The organism is Mycobacterium saskatchewanense (assembly GCF_010729105.1).
Lineage (GTDB): Bacteria > Actinomycetota > Actinomycetes > Mycobacteriales > Mycobacteriaceae > Mycobacterium > Mycobacterium saskatchewanense.
Window position 1 is genome coordinate 267,057 of the sequence record NZ_AP022573.1, and the last position, 19,859, is coordinate 286,915.

Consider the following 19,859-nt stretch of genomic DNA (forward strand, 5'->3'; position numbering starts at 1 on the left):
ACCATGACGACCACGACACCCGTAGTCGGCAGTTTCTCCGACGTCCCGCTGCACGGGGAGCGCGAACCGAGGCGGCCCACCGAGGCCGCGGTGGAACAACACGTGGCGGCCGCCGCGTCCGCGCACGGCTACACGCCCGACCAATTGCATTGGCACACACCGGAGACCATCGATGTCAAGCCGGTCTACATCGCTGCTGACCGCGCCGCCGCACAGGCCGACGGCTATCCGCTGAACAGCTTCCCGGGCGAGCCGCCGTTCGTCCGTGGCCCGTACCCCACGATGTACGTCAACCAGCCCTGGACGATCCGCCAATACGCCGGGTTCTCCACGGCGGCGGATTCCAACGCGTTCTACCGCCGCAACCTGGCCGCCGGCCAGAAGGGCCTGTCGGTGGCCTTCGACCTGGCCACCCACCGCGGTTACGACTCCGACCACCCCCGCGTGCAGGGCGATGTCGGAATGGCCGGCGTGGCAATCGATTCCATCCTGGACATGCGCCAGCTCTTCGACGGCATCGACTTGTCCGCGGTGAGCGTGTCGATGACGATGAACGGCGCCGTGCTGCCGATCCTCGCGCTGTACGTGGTGGCCGCCGAGGAGCAGGGGGTGCCGCCGGAGAAGCTGGCGGGCACCATCCAGAACGACATCCTCAAAGAGTTCATGGTGCGCAACACCTACATCTATCCGCCCAAGCCGTCGATGCGCATCATCTCCGACATCTTCGCCTACACCAGCGCCAAGATGCCGAAGTTCAACTCCATCTCCATTTCTGGCTATCACATCCAAGAGGCCGGTGCCACAGCCGATTTGGAACTCGCCTACACGCTGGCCGACGGCGTCGACTACATCAAGGCGGGCCTGGCCGCCGACCTGGACATCGACAAGTTCGCGCCGCGGCTGTCGTTCTTCTGGGGTATCGGGATGAACTTCTTCATGGAGGTCGCCAAGCTGCGGGCCGGCCGGCTGCTGTGGAGCGAACTCGTCGCCGGGTTCGGCGCCAAGAACCCCAAATCGCTGTCGCTGCGCACCCATTCGCAGACCTCGGGCTGGTCGCTGACCGCGCAGGACGCCTTCAACAACGTCGCCCGCACCTGCATCGAGGCGATGGCCGCGACCCAGGGCCACACCCAGTCCCTGCACACCAACGCCCTGGACGAGGCGCTGGCCCTGCCCACCGACTTCTCCGCGCGGATCGCCCGCAACACCCAGCTGGTGCTGGCGCAGGAGTCCGGCACCACGCGGCCCATCGACCCGTGGGGCGGTTCCTACTACGTGGAATGGCTGACCCATCAGCTCGCGCAAAAGGCCCGCGCGCACCTCACCGAGATCGCCGAGCACGGCGGCATGGCGCAGGCCATCGGCGACGGCATCCCCAAGCTGCGCATTGAGGAGGCGGCCGCGCGCACCCAGGCGCGCATCGACTCCGGGCAGCAGCCCGTGATCGGGGTCAACAAGTACCAGGTCGACGAGGACCAGAAGATCGAGGTGCTCAAGGTCGAGAACAGCCGGGTGCGCGCCGAGCAGCTGGCCAAGCTGAAGGAGCTGCGGGGGAGCCGGGACCAGGCGGCCGTCGACGCCGCCCTGGCCGAGTTGTCGCGCGCCGCCGCCGCGTACGGCCGTGCCGGGGAAGACGGGTTGGGCAACAACCTGCTCGCGCTGGCCATCGACGCCGCGCGCGCGAAGGCGACCGTCGGGGAGATCTCCGACGCGCTGGAGAAGGTATATGGCCGCCACCAGGCGGAGATCCGTACCATCGCCGGGGTCTACCGAGACGAAGCCGGAAAGGCCACCAACATCGCAAGCGCCACCGCACTGGTCGAGAAGTTCGCCGAGGCCGACGGCCGCCGGCCCCGGATCCTGGTGGCCAAGATGGGCCAGGACGGTCACGACCGGGGGCAGAAGGTGATCGCCACGGCGTTCGCCGACATCGGTTTCGACGTCGACGTCGGGTCGCTGTTCTCCACGCCCGAGGAGGTGGCCCGGCAGGCCGCCGACAACGACGTGCACGTCATCGGGGTGTCCTCGCTGGCCGCCGGGCACCTGACGCTGGTGCCGGCCCTGCGCGAGGCGCTGGCCGAGGTCGGGCGGCCCGACATCATGATCGTGGTGGGCGGCGTCATCCCGCCCGACGACTTCGACGAGCTGTACGAGGCCGGGGCCGCCGCGATCTTCCCGCCGGGAACGGTGATCGCCGACGCCGCCATCGGCTTGCTGCACAAGCTTGCCGAGCGGCTCGGCTACAACCTCGACTAGACGATGGGAATCCTTCCCGCGAGCGTGAAGCCAGGGCGAGATTCCGTGCCTTTCCTCACCGTGGCTTCACGCTCGTGAACTCCCAGAGGGCCGACACGGTCGAGGAGATGGCGGCAGCCGTGCGCGGCGGTGACCGCGCGGTGCTGCCGCGAGCGATCACGCTGCTGGAGTCGACGCGCCCCGACCACCACGAGAAGGCGCAGGAACTGCTGCTCGCGCTGACGCCCGACGCCGGCGACGCCCACCGGGTGGGCATCACCGGCATTCCCGGGGTGGGCAAGTCCACCACGATCGAGGCGCTCGGCATGCACTTGATCGAGCGCGGCCACCGGGTGGCGGTGTTGGCCGTCGACCCGTCGTCGACACGCACCGGCGGGTCGATCCTGGGCGACAAGACCCGGATGGCGCGGCTGGCGGTGCACCCCGATGCCTACGTTCGGCCGTCCCCGACGTCGGGCACCCTGGGCGGGGTGGCAAAGGCCACGCGGGAAACGATCGTCCTGCTGGAGGCGGCCGGGTTTGACGTGATTCTGGTCGAGACGGTCGGGGTGGGCCAGTCCGAGGTGGCGGTGGCCAATATGGTCGACACCTTCGTGCTGTTGACGCTGGCGCGCAGCGGCGACCAGCTGCAGGGCATCAAGAAGGGTGCGCTGGAGCTGGCCGACATCGTGGTGGTCAACAAGGCCGACGGGGAGCACCTCGCCGAGGCGCGGTCGGCGGCGCGGGAGCTGTCCGCGGCGATCAGGCTGATACACCCACGCGAAACACTCTGGCGGCCACCGGTTCTCACCATGAGTGCGATGGAGGGCACCGGTCTTGACGAACTGTGGGATACCGTCGAGCGCCATCGCCAAGTGCTCACCGAGGCCGGCGAGTTCGAGGCGCGCCGGCGGGCCCAGCAGGTCGACTGGACCTGGCAGATGGTGCGGGACACGGTGCTGGACAGGGTGTTGTCCAATCCCGACGTCCGCAAGATCCGCGCCGACGTCGAGCGTCAGGTGAGGGCGGGGGAGCTGACCCCCGCCCTCGCCGCCCAGCAAATACTCAAGGCCGCGGGGGGCTAACGGAATGGTTAATTAATCTATGTTTGCCCGCCGACACTGTGAACTCCAAGTAAATTGGAGAGCGTGACGATGGACACAGGAGTCGATCGACGCGCGGTCCACATTCACGATGGTCCTGACGCAGGCCATCGTGTGTCCGGCGCGGCGGACTCACATTTCGGTTGCGTCATTCGCGCCTTTTCCAGCATGTTTCCCGGCCGGCGGTTCGGCGGCGGGGCGCTCGCGGTGTATCTCGACGGTCAGCCCGTGGTCGATGTGTGGACGGGTTGGTCGGATCGGGCAGGACGGGTGCCGTGGTCGGCCGACACCGCCCCCATGGTGTTCTCCGCGACCAAGGGCATGGCCTCCACGGTCATCCACCGGCTCGCCGATCGGGGCCTGATCGACTACGACGCCCCGGTCGCCCAGTACTGGCCGGAGTTCGGGGCCAACGGCAAGGCCGAGATGACGGTCCGGCAGGTCATGCGGCACCAGGCGGGCCTGTCGGGGCTGCGCGGCGCCACCATGGACCAGTTGCTGGACCACTTCGGGATGGAGGAGCGGCTAGCCGCCGCGGCCCCCGGGCGGCTGTTCGGCAAATCGGCTTATCACGCGTTGACCTACGGCTGGCTGATGTCCGGGCTGGCCCGCTCCGTCACCGGCAAGGGCATGCGCACGCTGTTCCGCGAGGAACTGGCCGAGCCGCTGGGCACCGACGGCTTCCACCTGGGCCGCCCTCCCGCCGGGGCGCCCACCCGGGTGGCCGAGATCATCATGCCGCAGAGCATCGGCAGCAACGCGGTGGTCAACTTCGTCACGCAGAAGGCGGCGAACCAGGTCTCCGGCGCGTTCCGCTCGATGTACTTCAAGGGCGTCCTGGGTGCCGTCCAGGGCGACACCCCGCTGCTGGACGCGGAGATTCCGGCGGCCAACGGGGTGGTGACGGCCCGCGCGCTGGCGCGGATGTACGGGGCGATCGCCAACCACGGCGAGATCGACGGCACCCGGTTCCTGTCGAGCGACCTGGTCGCGCGCCTGACGGGCCAGCGGGATATGCGGCCAGACCGCAACCTGGTGATTCCCATGAGTTTCAACCTGGGCTACCACAGCGTTCCGTTCCTCAACGTGATGCCGGGCTTCGGGCACGTGGGCCTGGGTGGCTCGCTTGGCTGGGCCGATCCCTCGACGGGCCTGGCGTTCTCGTTCGTGCACAACCGGCTGCTGTCGCCGTTCGTGCTGACCGACCACGCCGGGTTCATCGGGATCAGCGCGCTGCTCAGGCAGGCCGCTGTCAAGGCCAAGAAGGACGGTTTCCGGTCCGTGACGGAGTTCGGTGCGCCCTACTCCGAGGCGGGAGCGGTCGCGGGCTAGAAGCGCGAACTCGGCGCCGCGAAACGGTCCGTTGCCGGGTCGGAACGCCGGAAAGGTCGGGGGAGAGCGGCGCGAATCATTTTCGGGACGGAAAGCCGCCAGTCGGTGCCCGTGAAGCGGTCGCGGTAATCGTCCAACGCCGTTCGGAAGGTGCGCTCGCTCGCGCGGTAAGCCTCGTAAATTCCATCGAGCGCGCACTGGTTCCACGGCTCGTCGCGGGCGGCGGCGCGCAGCATCTCGTCGACGGCGGAGATCCAGTTGGTGCCGAATGGTTCGCTGGCCGGTCCGCGATGGTTCTGGTGGCGCAAATCCCGGTCCAGGAACCTGTCGATCGCCAGGTCGTCGCGGGCGCGCAGATTGATGGCAAGAGCCCGGGAGACCCGGTCCGTCTCCAGCCGCCAGTTGCGCAGCAGGTTGGCATACTCCACGAACACGCGGGGCACGCCGCGCGTGTGCCGTTCGGCCAGCAGGTTGTATTTGAGCCACAACGCGCTCGCGAGTTCCGGAGAACATCGGTCGCGTGTGGCCAGCGATGCGATGACCTCCTGCGGGTGGCGCACGGCGACCACGGAGGCGACGCCGTGGCCGGCCAACCGTGCAGCTTGGAACCACAGCGCGGACAGCGCCGTGATCCGCGGCTCCTTGATGATCACGAACGGCGCCGGGGGCAGGGTGGCGAGAAAGGCCGCGATTTCGGCGATGCAGGCGGCCTTGGTGTCGGCGTCGAACGCGCCGTCCTCCTGGAGTTGCAGGGTGGGGTCGTGATAGCTGCTGCCCTGGCGGTGCAGGATGGTGTCGTTGATCTGCAGCGCCGCCTGCGGCTCCCAGTGGCCGCGCGGATTGCTTTCGCTGGGCCCGAACAGTGCGTTCGGGAGCGCACCCCCGCACAGTGACAGAACGCGCGCGAGCGCCGACGTTCCCGATCGGCTCATGCCGATCACGAACAGGCACAACGGCCGGCCGCTATCGGTGTCCGTGGCCATGACTGTCACGGACAGGCCCGCGCGTCCACTCCCGCATCGAGCGCAGCAGCGTGCCGTCCTGTTAGCTGGTTCGACGGATTGTCGGCGGAAGCCGACCGGCGCAGGCGTTGCGAAAGTAGTTGAAGCATAGGACCTTCCGTGATTTGCTTGTTGGAAGTATGGCCTAAGTCTATAGCATCGCTAACGATAGTTGGGTGCGCGTCGCCCTAAGGACTTCCGTGGGTCGGGCGTGGGAGCGCAGGCGCGACAGCTGTGTCGGGCGCCTCTCGAACTGCCGCCGTTGTGGCCGGTCGCCGCTTGGTCGGTCCGGCGGCGCAAGTGTTGCAATCCAAATCCGTTCAGCGCGTTGATGTTCAATTAGTGAGGACCATGGCGTTCGTTCGCTGACCGTTTCGCGGAGGCGCCTGGTACGTCGGGCCTAGCGAGTGGTGAGCCTCTCGGTTGGGGGCTCAGTCCGCGCTCGCGGGGCAACGGCTGTTGTCGGTGCCGCTGACCTTCCCATCCCAAGTCTTTAGAACGTCCGGAAGGCTGAGTGCGAAGCCCTCCACAACCCTCATTTCGAGAACCGTCAATTTCGAAACAAGTCGGCGTTCGAGAACCAGAACAGCGCTGTCTAATCGGGGCTACATTGCGGCCCGTGTTAGTAGATGTGCGCGAGAGGGCCCAGTCCGCCGTGCATGGGGGGAGATGGAATTGCTGCAGGCACTGCTGAGGCGCAGAGCCGCTTGGGCAATCGCTATCGCAGTTTCCGAGCCTGTTTGCTGGTTGCGCGTGACGGCTTACGCCTTTGGAAGCCGGCGCTTTTCGCCGAGGATGGGCAACTGTTTCTGGCCCAGGCGCACAACTACGGCCTCTCAGCTTTTGTCAAACCTTACGCCGGCTATCTGCAGTTCATTCCCCGGCTTATCGCGGCTCTGCTATCACCCGCTCCGGTCACCGCCTCGACTGTGCCGTATGCGGTAGTCGCGATTGTGCTTCATCTCCTGATGTTGACCCCGGCCCTTTCGGGACGACTTCAGTGGCTCATTCCAGGCGCGTGCTTCGCGTTACGCTGTTCGCGCTGTTGTGTCTGATGTTGCCTATGGGGGAAGTGCTCGGCAACATCACCAATCTGATTTGGATCGCGGGGGGTGACCCTCCTTCTCCTCGTGCTGTCGAACGACCCAGAGAGCAGAAGTGGGAAAGTGGTCGAGCTGGTCGCATTGACGGCGTTTGGCTTGAGCGGCCTCCTGATGCTTTCTTTGCGCCGTGGTTCGGCTGGCGATGTTGAGGACATGTTCAGCCCACAGCCTCGCCCTGGTGGGGGCGGCTGTTGTCATCGGTTTGATCCATGAGCCGTCCCGGTGAGTCCGGAGACTGCATTCGTTGAATCACCCTGCCTTTGGTGGGGTGCGTTTGTGATCGTAGTAGAGCGTCTCGACGGCCTCGGGAGTGAAGTCGTCGAGGTACTCGTGGGGGCGTTCGGTGTTGAACCAGACCACCCATTCAGCGGTCGCCAGCTCGACCTGGTTGACGTCGCGCCACGGGCCTTGCCGGCGGATAAGTTCGTTCTTGAACGAGCCGACGGTGGTCTCGGCCAGCGCATTGTCCAGCGCATCGCCAACCGAGCCGACGGAGGGATCCACGCCCTCATCGATGAGCCGCTGGGTGAAGGCCACCGAGGTGTATTGACTGCCCGCGTCGCTGTGCGCAATCAGCCCGTGCAGACTGGTGGTGCCGTCCTGGGCGCGAGTGAAGAACGCATGCTCGATAGCGTCGAGGACCAGATCGGTGGTCATGGATCTGGCGGCCCGCCAGCCTAGGATCCGGCGGCTGTAGGCGTCGATGACGAATGCGACGTAGACGAATCCCATCCAGGTCGACACATACGTAAAGTCGGCCACCCACAACCGATTTGGCGCCGCGGCATAAAAGCGGCGGTCCACCAGATCCGGGTATCGCCGATGAGTGTCGTCGGCGATGGTGGTCTTGTGCTTGATCCGTACCGCGCGCCCTCCCAACCGTTCTCGCGCATGATCCGCTCCACCGTGCACCGGGCGACATCGTGACCCTGGCTGCGTAGCCAGATCCACAACTTGCGTGACCCCAGCGTCTGGACGAACTTGCCCTTTTTCTTGTCTTCCCGCGCCGCGGTGATGATCTCGACCAGCTCGGCGTCATGGATCTGCCGTCGTGTCGGGGTCTTGTTGATCCACTCGTAGTAGGTCGACGGGCTGATCGGCACGCCATGCTCAGACAGCACCGCACACATGGGCTCGACACCCCAGCGCAGCCCGGCCCCGCCGTTGGGGCCGGCCACCTGGTGGTCCTTGTGTTCGGCGATGAACCGGATCACCGTCTCCCGGGCCGGTCGAGCTCGGCCCCGAAGAAAATCGCCGCTGCTTTCAAGATCTCGTTGGCCCGGCGCAGCTCGGCAATCTCCTTGCGCAGCGCCTTGTTCTCCTCGGCCATCGCGGAGGTCACACCCGGCCGCTGGCCGGTATCGACCTCCGAGCGGCGGATCCAGGTCCGCAACGTCTCCGGTGTGCCGATCCCCAACATGCCCGTGACCGCCGTGATCGCCGCCCACTGCGACGGGTACTGCGGGCGCACCTCAGCGACCATGCGCACCGCACGTTCACGAAGCTCGTCGGGGTACTTGCTGACACGTCCCATAACCCAGATCCTCCCAAGATCGGGAGTCTCCGGAAACGCCGGGACGGCTCACCAGGCGTCTCCGTGTTGGCTTCCGATAGACGGAAGTCGGGTGGAAATTTGTTGTCGTTGCCCTAGATGTGAGTCAGGCGCGTCGGTGGCAACTGGCTGTTCGGCGACACCCCCGTGTTCGAGTCGCCGTGACGGGTCCCGCTGTTGTGGATGGCATTCACATGGTGTGTCGGTGCTGTCATCATTACCGTCGCGGCGCTAGGACGCACCGCCGTCATGTTGTGGTTGCTGCATTTTCTCCTGCTGGCGGTGCCAGCCGGGGTGTTCGGACCAATGCCTGAAGCCGGAACATTTGGGCGATACTTTGTCATTCCGGTCGCGGTCATCATTGTGCTGCTCGTCGCGGTTATCGGCGCCCGTAAATGGGTCAAGACCGCGGTGTTGTGGTTAGCATTCGGTGTCGGGGGAATGCTTATCGACTTCGCCCCCGCACCCTATCGGTACAGGCCGGACTTGACAGGTCTACACCAGTGCGTGAAGCGGGGCGGGCCGGTCTGTCGTCAACGTATCTACGACGACGGACGGTGGGTGGAGCTGCGCCGATAGGCGGTCCCGTCAAACGGGAATCTCGCCGACGACCACATTGGCTCTTTCGGGTGATTCGCCCGCCAGCTTGAAGAGCCATTTATCGAGCATCAAGAACCGGCCGACCCAGACAATTCCCAAGCCAAGGATCTGAGCTACAAACACGGCGACCGCACGCGCGACGCTTGATTCACCAGCCATCGTGCTCTCGACGATGTTGGTGAACAGTGTGGCCAGAAGGACGCCGAGCATGACGGCCACCCAGAACACCAGAACCTGGCTGCGCAAGTTCCCGCTGGACGTCAGCCGCCAGACGAAGTGCTTGTTGGCGAAGAAGTTCGGAACCGTTACGAGGGCCGCGGCCAAAATCGAGGCGGTCGTGTAATTGTTCAGCCACAGTCCCAGGATCTGCACGAGTCCTTGGCCGATTGGGACGAAGACCGCCGACACGCCGGCGTAGCGCAACTTCTTGCGACTTTCCTCAGCACTGATGTACCTGATGAGGTCCGAAGACAACAGGGCCATGAGCCGCAACTTACTCGTTGGTCTGACGCCCGGGGCGCAAACCAGTGATTTCTCATAACTGTTCAGACGCTGCTTGCCCAAGCGACCTCCTGGCGGCTACGCCGCTGATCATGGCGGGCGGTTTCGCGCGGATGGTCGGCCTCACCGCGCCGTCGTCACGGTCGGTGAAGTCGCACTGGCTTGGTCCCTCAAGACGTCAAAGTGACCGTTTGAACGGGCCCCCAGTTATACGCTGTGGACGGCGGGGACGAACCGACGCGGGGCGTGGCCAACGCGACGACAGAGGGCGACATCGGCACAGTGGTCGGTGGCATGCCATCGACCCACGCAGCAGATGGTCGATCGTCATCGCAGGCGGCTGGAAACGCACCGGAGACGGAGGGGTTACGTCGGACGATGGACGCATTGTTGCGGCCGCCCAAGACGGCCGCCGCATGCACGACCCGCGGAAAAGGGTCGTAGCGTTTGTAGCTTCAAGTGAGGAAGGGACGCTCGGAAGACCGTCCCGCTACCGATAAGAGGACGGGATGGCGGAGCCGCACCGCGAGCTGAATGACGAGCTGGATCGCCTGTATGCAGTGCGGTTCCAGGAGGATGAACGCGCTTCAAAAACACGGCTGTGGCGCGTCATCTGCGAGACTTTCTTCTCGCGATACGTGCCCCAGGACGGCTGCGTGGTCGATCTCGGCGCTGGTTATTGCGACTTCTCCAACCACATCAATGCCCGGCGGCGCATCGCGGTGGACTTGAACCCGGACACTGCACGCTTCGCCGCGCCTGGCGTCGAGGTCGTGCGGTCACCGCTCGAACAGCTGTCCGAAGTCGTAGAGCCGGGGACAGTGGATCTGGCGTTCGCGAGCAATGTGTTCGAGCACCTCCCCAACCCTGATGCCCTGCTCAAGGTGTTAGCGAACGTCCGTACCGTGCTCCGGCCCGGCGGCCGCATCATCATCATGCAGCCGAACGTGCGGCTGGTAGGTGGTGCCTTCTGGGATTTCTTCGACCACACGCTGCCGCTCAGCGAGCGGGGGATGACCGAGGCGCTCGAAGTTGCAGGCTTCCGGGTCCTGGAGTGCCGCGCCAGGTTCCTGCCGTACACGACGAAAAGCCGGCTTCCGCAGTGGGCGTTCCTCGTGAAGTTGTACCTAGGGTTTAGGCCTTTTCAGTTCCTCCTGGGCAAACAAATGCTCTTGGTCGCGACTCCGGTCGACTGACGAGGCCTGCTGCACCGTTCCCGGCGGTTCTTCGAGGTTTTACCGGAAACGCTGCGTATTGCCGCGCGGATCTCGTACGCTCCTACACACAGCAACCCGTGAATGCAAGGGACAGTGTTGTCACGCCAAGACACCGGGCGAGGCAGAGTCAAAACTGGGGGAGGCGACGGTTCGCATGGCCACACAATCGGATAAGCGAATCTGCATTATCGGCGGCGCAGGGCACGTGGGGCTACCACTTGCGCTAGTCCTCGCGGATGAAGGCTTCAGCGTAGACATCCTGGATACGAACGCCGCGGCCCTTAAGTCAATCATGGCGGGCCGCATGCCATTTGTAGAGGAAGGGGCAGGCGATCTCCTCAAGCGTCTGCTGCCCACGGGACGCATCACTGCCACCACCGATTCATGGGCGGTGCGGAATTCGGACATTGTGATCTGCGTCGTGGGGACGCCTGTTGACGAATACCTGACGCCGCAGGCGCACACCTTCTTCCGCATCATCGACGAGATCAGCCCCTACTTCCGCGACGGGCAGACGCTGGTCCTCAGAAGCACCGTCTATCCGGGGCTGACTCAGCGAGTCCACGACATGTTCCAGGAGCGCGGCATCGGGGTCCACGTCACTTTCTGCCCCGAGCGCATCGCCCAAGGACACTCCATTCGCGAGCTGAGGATCATCCCGCAAATCATCAGCGGGTTCGATGCCGAGGGCCGCCGAATCGTTCGCGAGCTGTTCTCGCGGATCGCGAGTGAGATCATCGAGGTGGAGCCTCAGGAGGCCGAACTCGCCAAACTGTTCTGCAATGCCTACCGCTACATCCAATTTGCAGTCGCCAACCAGTTCTACCTACTCAGCCGAGAGGCCGGGCTGGACTTCAACCGCGTCCATCATGCGGCCACCTACAAGAACGGTCGCGTCGACAGCATGCCCAGAGCCGGATTGGCGGCAGGGCCTTGCCTGCTCAAGGACACGATGCAGCTGGCGGCCTTCAGTAACAACAACTTCATGCTTGGACACGCGGCGATGCTCATCAACGAGGGCCAGCCTCAATTCATCGTCAACATGCTCAAACGCCGAATCGATCTGCGAGACAAGACTGTCGGCATCCTGGGCATGACCTTCAAGGCCGATTGTGATGACACGCGAGACTCACTCAGCTTCAAAGTTCGGCATCTGCTCTTGCTCGAAGCCAAGAAGGTGATGCTGCACGACCCGTTCCTGGACGGTCCCGACTATTACCCCTTGGACGCTGTCTTGGCGCATGCCGACGCTGTCGTCGTTGGCGTGCCGCACTCGATCTACCGGGGCCTTCAAATCCCCGCGGGCAAGATAGTTGAGGATGTCTGGGGGTGCCTTGACATCGGGCAGCTTGACGAGGGTCCGGTCCAAGATGCCCCGCTGGCGGCGCTCGGTACGAAAGCAGCGGCCCAGTGAAGGTTCTCGTCACTGGCAGCGCCGGGTTCATCAACGGCTACGTCGTCGAGGAGTTGCTTCGTGCCGGGCACGAGGTCGTCGGCATCGACAACTACTCCAAATACGGCAAGGTCAAGAAGAGCTACGACGACCACCCGAACTACCACTTCGTCGAGGGCGACGTCAAAGACGTGGATTTGATGTTCCGGCTCGTCGAGGGCTGCGATCAGATGATCGCCAGTGCGGCACGCATCGGTGGCATCACGTATTTCCACGAATATGCTTACGATCTTCTGGCCGAGAATGAGCGCATCGCGGCGGCCCACTTCGACGCCGCTATCTACGCTTACCGCAAGGGTTGGCTCAAGAAAATCAATGTGATCAGCTCTTCGATGGTCTTCGAGAATGCGTCGGTTTTTCCGACGCCCGAGAAGCACATCACTGAATGCCCGCCTCCGACAAGCACTTACGGCTTCCAGAAGCTGGCGTGCGAATATTTCGCGCACGGTGCGTACGAGCAGTATGGTCTGCCTTACACGATCATTCGGCCGTTCAACTGCGTGGGCACGGGTGAGCAGCGGGCGCTCGGGGGGCGCGAGATACCCAGCGGCAACGTAAAACTCGCCATGAGCCACGTGGTGCCCGACTTGGTCCAGAAGGTGGCGAAGGGCCAGGACCCGCTGCACATCCTGGGGGATGGAACCCAGGTGCGGCATTACACCTACGGTGGCGACCTGGCCCGCGGCATCCGCATCTGCATGGAGCATCCGGCCGCGCTCAACGGCGACTTCAATCTCTCCACTCCCGAGGCGACGACGGTGCTGCAGTTGGCCGAAGTCATCTGGAAGAAGATGCGCCCGGACGCGGAGTTTCGGTACGAGAGTGACCCACCGTTCGAACATGACGTCCAATTACGTTCCCCGGATGTGCAGAAGGCGTCCGAGGTTCTCGGCTTCGAGGCGACAACCACACTCGAGTCCATGCTGGACGAGGTCATCCCGTGGATTGTCAACGCCGTCGAAGCCGGAACCATCTGACGTGCCCTGGCTGCCGTCGCGGGGGCGCCATGCGCATCGCGGGTGAGCCCGACCTGCAGCAGCCCGACCGGAATCGCTTCGGCTATGCCCGGGAATCGCGCTCGGCCATCTGGGCCGTCCTAGTTCACGATTTCTTCCAGGCGTGGATCAGGCGCAGCGACACGGTCGTCCATCTCGGTTGCGGCTCCGGCGAATTTCTGAATCAGGTGAGCGCCGCGCGGCGAATCGGAGTCGACCTCGATCCGGACAGCGAGAGCGCGCTCGAGCCGGGGATCGATTTTCATCACCGGCGTGCGGACGATCTCGGTTTTCTGGATGACGATTCCGTAGACGTCGTCTTCATCAGCAACTTGCTGGAGCACCTGCAAAGCAACGAAGAAGTCGAGCGCACCGTCGCCGCGGCCCGCCGAGTGCTCAAATCAGGTGGCTACTTGATCGCGATGGGCCCGAACGTTCGCTTCATCGACGGCCATCGACGGGACCATACCGTTAGGGTCAGCGATCGGTCGCTCATCGAGTTGCTCGCGTCCTGTGACTTCGAGATCGTGGACAGTTGCGACCGCTTCTTGCCTTACACGTCGTCCTCGCCGCTACCGCAGTCGCCGATCTTGGCCCGGCTGTATCTACATTCCCCGAGGGCGTGGCCATTCTTCGGGAAGCAGTTCGTGATTCGTGCCCGCAAGCCCGGACTTTCATCGGACACGCCTGATCGGCGGTTGGTGAGCGTGGTCATCCCGGTCTACAACGAGGGCGAGAACATCCAACTCTGTGTCAGGGGGCTCGCCGACGCATTGGCGGACACTCCCCACGAACTGCTGGTGTGTTACGACTTCGACGAAGACACTACGTTGCCCGCGCTGGATTCCATGCCCGACAAGCCTCCGACGGTGCGTTTGGTTCGCAATTCGCTGGGAAAGGGCGTCGCCAACGCGTTGATCGCCGGGTTCGCAGCAGCGCGCGGTGACGTGGTCGTCACCACCATGGCTGACCTATCCGACCCGCCGTCGGTAATACCGTTGATGGCTGCCAAGATTCGCGGTGAAGGCGCGGATGTGGTTAGTGGGTCGCGTTACATGCCTGGTGGCACTCAGCGTGGCGGACCTCGACTCAAAGCGTTGATGTCGCGAACTGCCGGGCTCACCCTGCACTATGTCGGCCGAGTGCCGACTCATGACGCCACCACTAACTTCCGCGCTTACCGTCGTCGATTTCTGGAAGAGGTCCCCGTCCAGAGCGTCCGCGGGTTCGAAGTGGGACTCGAGCTTACGACCAAGGCCCATCTGCAGGGATACAAGGTCGATGAAGTTGCAAGCAGCTGGGATGACCGAACCGCGGGTGAGAGCAGGTTCGATTTGGTGGGCTGGCTCCCGGCATATTTGCATTGGTATGGCCTCGTCATGAAGGGGCCCCTGCTGCGTTGGTCGGGGGGTGCATTGGTGGCCTTCGGGATGGCCCAGTTGCTCCGGTACCGCCGTCGCGCCGATCTGCGGCTAAGCCGACGTACTTAACGAAACTTCAAACGGGGGCCTTTAGGGGGGAGGCGATGATGTCCAAGCCTGATACGTGACACGGGAAAACCATAAGTGCGGCGATAGTCCGTGGCTGTGAGCTGTAGCAGCACAGCTCGACTCCAGCATCCCGGCGTTCATAGCCTCAAAAGCCCAGGTGCGCTCTCAGTAGACCCCACGTGATGGACACAACCGCAATGCCTGAACACGTTGAACTGACATGGCGCGGCGCGGCCGCGCGCCGGAAACCGCAACCACCGACATCCTCGGACGGCAGTCGCGACCGGATCGCAGCAGTGCCGCCGGAATCATCGCCCGACACGCCACCGCGACGACAGGGCATGTTCGCCGTTCTCGCGGCAGTCGCCTGCACCGTCTTCGGTGCCAAGCTTGTCGTCATTTCGGCGCTGGGATCGTCGATGCCCTTGAAGGATCAATGGGACGGCGAGGCCGCGAATCTTTACGCGCCCTACCTCAAGGGCGAGCTCTCTCTCGCCGATCTCGTCGCGCCGCACAACCAGCACCGTATACTCTGCAGCCGGCTCCTTACACTGATGCACCTGGAGTTGGGCGGGGAGTGGAACCCGCGCCTGGAGATGATCCTCGGCGCCGGCGTGCATACCGCCCTGATCACTTATCTCGCGGCGTTGCTCATGCCACTCGTTGCGCCACGACTCCGTATGCTCCTGGCCTGCTTCACTGCACTCCTGTTCGCGGTTCCGATCGGCTACGAAAATACGCTCTGGGGATTCCAGTCACCGGTGTACTTCACGCTGTTGTTTGGCGTCGCCGCCTTGGCGGCGTTTGCCCGAGCGCACCCATTTTCGCTGCGCTGGTTTGGCGGATTGACCGCCGCCGTCCTGAGTTACTTCTCTTTCGGAACAGGCGTCGCAACACTGCTAGGCGGCGGAATGCTCCTTGGCGTCCAGGTTATTGCGGGCGCCCGAGAGCGGCGCGTCCGCGAATATGCCGCCATCGTCGTCGTCTTGGCATTTGCCGCGGTCGCGATTCTCGATTTGGCGACCGCCAAGCCAAACTCCACTCCGGTGACCTTCATCGAGGGCTTGCTGCTGCTGACCTTCTCCATCATCGTCGCGTTGATCCCAGCCCTCTGGTATTGCCGGTACACGCTGACGAGGCGGCCGGCCATTGGTGACCGCGCGTGGGTCTTCATCGGAATTGTTGCTTGGATCGCCATCCAGCTTGCGCTTGTCGCCTACGGTCGCGGAGCCGTGGTCGCGGTCCGATACATGGATATCATCCTGCTCCTTTACCCGCTAGCACTCGTTGCAGTGCTCGAGTTCGTCCGGGAAAGCGACATGACGCGGTTCGGCAGGCTCGCGCGAGCTGGCACCGTCATGTGGGTGTTCACCGTTGTGGCCGCCGTCAGCTTTCTGGGCTACTACGCTTCGCTGCTCGGCGCTATGGAATGGAGTAGGTCGGCGGGCCAGGAATTGGTCAACGTGCGGGCCTATCTCGCCACGAAGGACGCGGACCACCTCAGGGGCAGAGGCGGAGGAAACGGCAAGTTTGACCTCGCCTACCCGGATCCGCAGCGGCTCGCCGCACTGCTCGGAGATTCCGATGTGAGGGCGATCTTGCCTCATGCACTCCGACCCGCCGATGCCGATAATCGTGCGGCACGAAGCCGAATGTTGTTGAAGGGCAAGTTCGACGGCGCCACCTCCGCTGCGGTCAACGGCCTATTCTCGCTCGGACCGGCATTATTGGGGCTAGGGCTGAGCCTGTTCTTTGCGGCGGGAACACGAGGGAGCCTGCTCAAGACCGCAGTCGGTCGCCTCGATTCGCCACCAACGTCATGATCGGGACCGTTTCGCCGCGCCTCGCCAGCTAGGGCCGCACGGCCATCGTGTAGAACCGAAGCCGCGCAGACACACCGGGTCCCAACCAGGATGGATTGCGACCGATTCCGATGGTGCGCGCGGCAATCTGGAGGTTCGTTCCATTGACCGATTTCGGCGTGTTCACCAGGAATGGCACGGCTGCATTGGCCGCGACGAGGCGGTAGTCGGCGCCGTCCAACTTGAGCGAAAAGGCCATCAGCGGAGCAATTTTTCCTTGGAAGAGCCGGTCAAACACCGTTTGATGCAAGTCGATTCCCACCAGCACCGCCTCGTCCGGTTTCCGGGGGGGCAGGGACTGTGATGACGTCGTGGTCACGAACAGTGACCTCGGATAGGGCCGTCAAAGGTCCGCAGCGGGGCGCCGAGCGAGCGAATAGAGCCCACCGGTCCTCCACACCGTCGAGGGCATAGTCGCACAGCAGGGTCCGGTCGTAGGAAGGGGATTCTTGTATCGCGAGCCGCCCGTCGATTCCCCTGGCCGGGGTTACCGGTGAAACGCGGGAAAGGACGAATTGCGGCCCGTTGGTGAGTGACTCGCTGTTCAGCGTATCGAGCGCCGGAGTGAAAGCTGCGTACGTTTGGAAGACGGGGACAGGGTGCCATCCGATGCTGTAGGACCACGCTACCGAGGTGTCGATCGGGTCGATGTGGACAGTGCCTGATCCCATGCTTTGGATGAATTGTGCCGGGACAGCGTAATTTGCGCGTTGGCGCGCCTGAGCCTGTTCGATTTGTCGTTGAGTCTGGCCCGGTGTGGCTAGCGTGAGCAGGCGCGTTACCGCACGCATCGGTGCCAGCGCTGCCGCCGAGCCGCGGTCCGTGACAAAGGGTATCCCGCCAAGGAAAACGGCGAAGGCCGTTACCACGGCGATTGCGATCATTTGTTGACGTGCCGACCACCGTGGGGCGATGGCCACGGTGACGATAATCAAGCTGAGCAAGATGTAGACGTGACCGTAATCGAAACGCCCGTATGCGGTTTTCGCGCTTATGAGAGTGGCAAGGCCGGCGAGAAGTACGAAGCGTCGGGAGATTTCGGAGCCGTCTCGCAGGAACGTCACGCAGAGAATGATGACCCATACGACTGTCAAGACAACGGCGGGAGCTGCGTATATGGAGAGGGGAACGGCCATCGCATCGACATACCCCGACGCGAGCGCGCCGCTCCGTCGCAGCCAGGTGGGCAAGTTGTTCAGAGGCTGATCGGTTAATGTCCAGCAGGCAACAATCGAGATCCCGAAGGCGACAACTGTGCCAAGGTGACGCCCGATCGCCCGCCAGTTCAGCAACACCGACGTGGCAAGCGCGATCAACAAGATCGTTGGGCCGCTGTTGATCTTGACCAAGAACTGAAACCCCGCCGCTGCTCCGAGGGTGCAACACATTGCGAACGCGGAGGACCGCTCAGCGTCGTCGCCCTGGAACAGCAGGACACTCGCCCAAATTAACGCCGCAAGCACTGCGAGGTCGGGATACATCGGTACCAAGAGCAGGCTTGTGATCCCGGTAACCACAAAGGCGCCCACCAGCGACATCGTCGTGGCGACGCGCTGGCGCAGCGCTGCCGCAATGCCCAGAAATAGCGCCGACAGCACGACCACCTGGTAAATGCAGGCGGCTACCGCCTGGCCGAAGTAGTAGTAGGTGGAGTTGGCGAGGAACCCAAGCGGACCCGATGTGAACACAATCTCGGTTCCCCAGGCCAGATGGTGATTCTGGGCGAGGGCTGTCGCCGCCTCCCAGGAAGGGTCGAGCCCGACTGCTGCATCGGTTGGAGCTAAGGCAGCAAATATCAGCGCGGACGCGACCGCGGCAGTGGTTCGCTGCCACCGCGCCGTGCCAAACGTCGACTTGGAGAGCCAATTCCGGAGGGCACCTAATCGCGAGGCCACCATGCTCATAAGCTAGCAATGCTGTAGCGAGGCGCCCTCGTTACGACACTTTTGGAGACGAGTTCCTGCGTCACCTCTGCGATGTCGCCGCGCGGATCAGGTATTTCCACGGAGCGTGCGGCCCCGACCAGCGAAACAGTGTCGACGGGGGAGTGTGGCGTCTTGTTGACGCAGAAGCTGCGCTGCCGTGCCGTCACGAAACCGGAGGGCGCGGGCGAACTCACGGAAGGGCGCCAGAAGCAGGGTTTTCGCCCGTGCCCACCGATCTGGGCCGTGGACGCACACCTCCTGGCCTAGCTGCAGCCAGGTGGGAAGCCACCAGAGCCCCGCCGCGATGCGAGTGATGGCCGGCGCCGTCGGATCCACCACCATCCACGTGAGAATGCGTAGCTGGTCAAGCCACCATCGCCGAGTCGACACGATCTGTCTGGTGGCCGACGCCGCCGAGTGGCTGCGCACCGACAATTCCTGTGGGATGAAACGCACCGCCGATCGAAGCATCAAGCGCAACCACAGGTCCAAGTCGACCAGCTGATAGACATCGGTGCGGAAGCCGCCCGCATCCACCGCGAGCCGGCACCGAAACATGACGCAGGTTGGTTCACCGACCCAGTTGTCGAATCCTCTGCCGCGGATGACCATCTCCGTGACCAGGGAGGATCCGTGATTGTATTCGTGAAGTTTCCGGAAGTGCCGATGGAGCGTACCGAATCGGTGTGCCCATTCAGGGTCGTTGCTGTCGACACGTCGGGGCGCGAAAGCCAGCCCGACGGTTGGATCAACGAAGCACCCCGCGAGCGTCTTCAAAGCGCCAGGAAGTAACCAGTCGTCGCCGTGGACGAACTGGATGTAGTCTCCACGCGCGAGTTCCAAGCACCTGTTGTGGTTTCCGTTGAGGCCGAGGCGGGGCATGTTGTGAAGCAATCGGTCGCCCGGTCTGAGCATGGTTGCGGCGATCGCGGTGCTGTCGTCGGACGAGTCGTCGTCCACCACCACGATCTCGAAGTCGACGCCGTCCTGCTCGAGGATGCTGCGCAGGCAACGCTCGATCGTGGCGCCGTTGTTGTACATCGGGACGCACACCGTGACGGTCGGGGCGCTCCTGGAATCGGCAAGCGGTCGGCTCATCGGCACACGAGGGGTCTCATTGCCCACGCCGAAGGACCATCTTGCGAACCTCCGTGTGTCATGGGTGGCATGACTTCCCACAGACGTCGTCGGCGCGAGAGGTCTCTGGAAGGGATAGCGGGACACAAGGTATCAGCCGAGGTGAAACTGAAGAGTGCACCACGGGTGTCGTCGGTGCGATCACTGGTGGCGCATAGCTCTTCGCTGGGCGCAACATTGATCGCGGCTCGCGCAGGAGTTGCTACCAGCATGTCCCGCTGTGCCCTCCCTACGCCTACGCAGTTGCCGTGGCACGGTCAGCGCCCACCTTCTCGCCGTTAGCCTAACCATCGGAGGGATTGCGCACCCCCGCGTTTTCGGGATTCGGTCCTCGTGTTCTTTCCGTCCAACGT

13 protein-coding genes and 2 pseudogenes are annotated in these 19,859 nt (G+C 63.8%); 9 read left to right on the forward strand and 6 right to left on the reverse strand.

Annotated elements, in window-relative coordinates; all coding sequences use genetic code 11:
- The first annotated feature begins 3 nt into the window (after positions 1-3).
- From scpA to lipL, 3 genes are all read left to right on the forward strand, one after another.
- Entirely contained in the window at positions 4-2,256 is a 2,253-nt protein-coding gene (scpA, locus tag G6N56_RS01330; protein WP_085256948.1) for a methylmalonyl-CoA mutase, read from the forward strand.
- 74 nt (positions 2,257-2,330) lie between these two features.
- The gene (gene meaB / locus G6N56_RS01335; protein ID WP_085256934.1) at positions 2,331-3,320 is read left to right on the forward strand and encodes a methylmalonyl Co-A mutase-associated GTPase MeaB; all 990 of its coding nucleotides are present in this window, start codon (positions 2,331-2,333) and stop codon (positions 3,318-3,320) included.
- 63 nt (positions 3,321-3,383) lie between these two features.
- Entirely contained in the window at positions 3,384-4,670 is a 1,287-nt protein-coding gene (lipL, locus tag G6N56_RS01340) for an esterase/beta-lactamase LipL (RefSeq protein WP_085256933.1), read from the forward strand.
- Here lipL and G6N56_RS01345 read toward each other — a convergent pair.
- The gene (locus tag G6N56_RS01345; RefSeq protein WP_142280711.1) at positions 4,667-5,653 is read right to left on the reverse strand and encodes a sulfotransferase family protein; all 987 of its coding nucleotides are present in this window, start codon (positions 5,651-5,653) and stop codon (positions 4,667-4,669) included. The genes lipL and G6N56_RS01345 overlap by 4 nt on opposite strands.
- Before the next feature lie 1,370 nt (positions 5,654-7,023).
- A pseudogene (locus tag G6N56_RS01350) lies at positions 7,024-8,308 on the reverse strand (IS3 family transposase).
- Between the two features lie 201 nt (positions 8,309-8,509).
- Between G6N56_RS01350 and G6N56_RS01355 the strand changes: the two are divergent.
- Complete coding sequence (locus tag G6N56_RS01355; protein ID WP_085258168.1) at positions 8,510-8,905, forward strand: hypothetical protein; 396 nt, start codon at positions 8,510-8,512, stop codon at positions 8,903-8,905.
- A 9-nt stretch (positions 8,906-8,914) separates the two neighbouring features.
- Here the strand turns inward: G6N56_RS01355 and G6N56_RS01360 are convergent, their stop codons facing one another.
- The gene (locus G6N56_RS01360; RefSeq protein WP_085258169.1) at positions 8,915-9,409 is read right to left on the reverse strand and encodes a GtrA domain-containing protein; all 495 of its coding nucleotides are present in this window, start codon (positions 9,407-9,409) and stop codon (positions 8,915-8,917) included.
- 527 nt (positions 9,410-9,936) lie between these two features.
- Here G6N56_RS01360 and G6N56_RS01365 point away from each other — a divergent pair.
- From G6N56_RS01365 to G6N56_RS01385, 5 genes are all read left to right on the forward strand, one after another.
- Positions 9,937-10,623, forward strand: a complete 687-nt coding sequence (locus tag G6N56_RS01365; protein ID WP_085253678.1) for a class I SAM-dependent methyltransferase — start codon at positions 9,937-9,939, stop codon at positions 10,621-10,623.
- 175 nt (positions 10,624-10,798) lie between these two features.
- A complete protein-coding gene (locus G6N56_RS01370; protein ID WP_085253679.1) occupies positions 10,799-12,058 on the forward strand; it encodes a nucleotide sugar dehydrogenase in 1,260 nt (419 codons plus the stop codon).
- Positions 12,055-13,074 (forward strand): NAD-dependent epimerase/dehydratase family protein, encoded by a 1,020-nt coding sequence (locus G6N56_RS01375; RefSeq protein ID WP_085253680.1) that lies wholly within the window; start codon positions 12,055-12,057, stop codon positions 13,072-13,074. The genes G6N56_RS01370 and G6N56_RS01375 overlap by 4 nt, the downstream gene beginning before the upstream one ends.
- 29 nt (positions 13,075-13,103) lie before the next feature.
- Positions 13,104-14,582: a glycosyltransferase gene (locus G6N56_RS01380; RefSeq protein WP_085253681.1), complete on the forward strand. Its 1,479-nt coding sequence runs from the start codon at positions 13,104-13,106 to the stop codon at positions 14,580-14,582.
- 197 nt (positions 14,583-14,779) lie between these two features.
- Positions 14,780-16,405: a hypothetical protein gene (locus G6N56_RS01385; protein WP_211287369.1), complete on the forward strand. Its 1,626-nt coding sequence runs from the start codon at positions 14,780-14,782 to the stop codon at positions 16,403-16,405.
- A gap of 28 nt (positions 16,406-16,433) precedes the next feature.
- On the opposite strand, the gene G6N56_RS28690 is transcribed toward G6N56_RS01385, so the two are convergent.
- From G6N56_RS28690 to G6N56_RS01395, 3 genes and pseudogenes are all read right to left on the reverse strand, one after another.
- On the reverse strand, positions 16,434-16,706 hold the full coding sequence (locus G6N56_RS28690) for a hypothetical protein (protein ID WP_232069184.1): 273 nt from the start codon (positions 16,704-16,706) through the stop codon (positions 16,434-16,436).
- Complete coding sequence (locus G6N56_RS01390; protein ID WP_232069185.1) at positions 16,675-18,342, reverse strand: hypothetical protein; 1,668 nt, start codon at positions 18,340-18,342, stop codon at positions 16,675-16,677. Before G6N56_RS01390 ends, G6N56_RS28690 begins: the two co-directional genes overlap by 32 nt.
- Before the next feature lie 198 nt (positions 18,343-18,540).
- Positions 18,541-19,467 (reverse strand): annotated as a pseudogene (locus G6N56_RS01395) (glycosyltransferase family 2 protein); the annotation flags it as partial.
- Between the last annotated feature and the right edge of the window lie 392 nt (positions 19,468-19,859).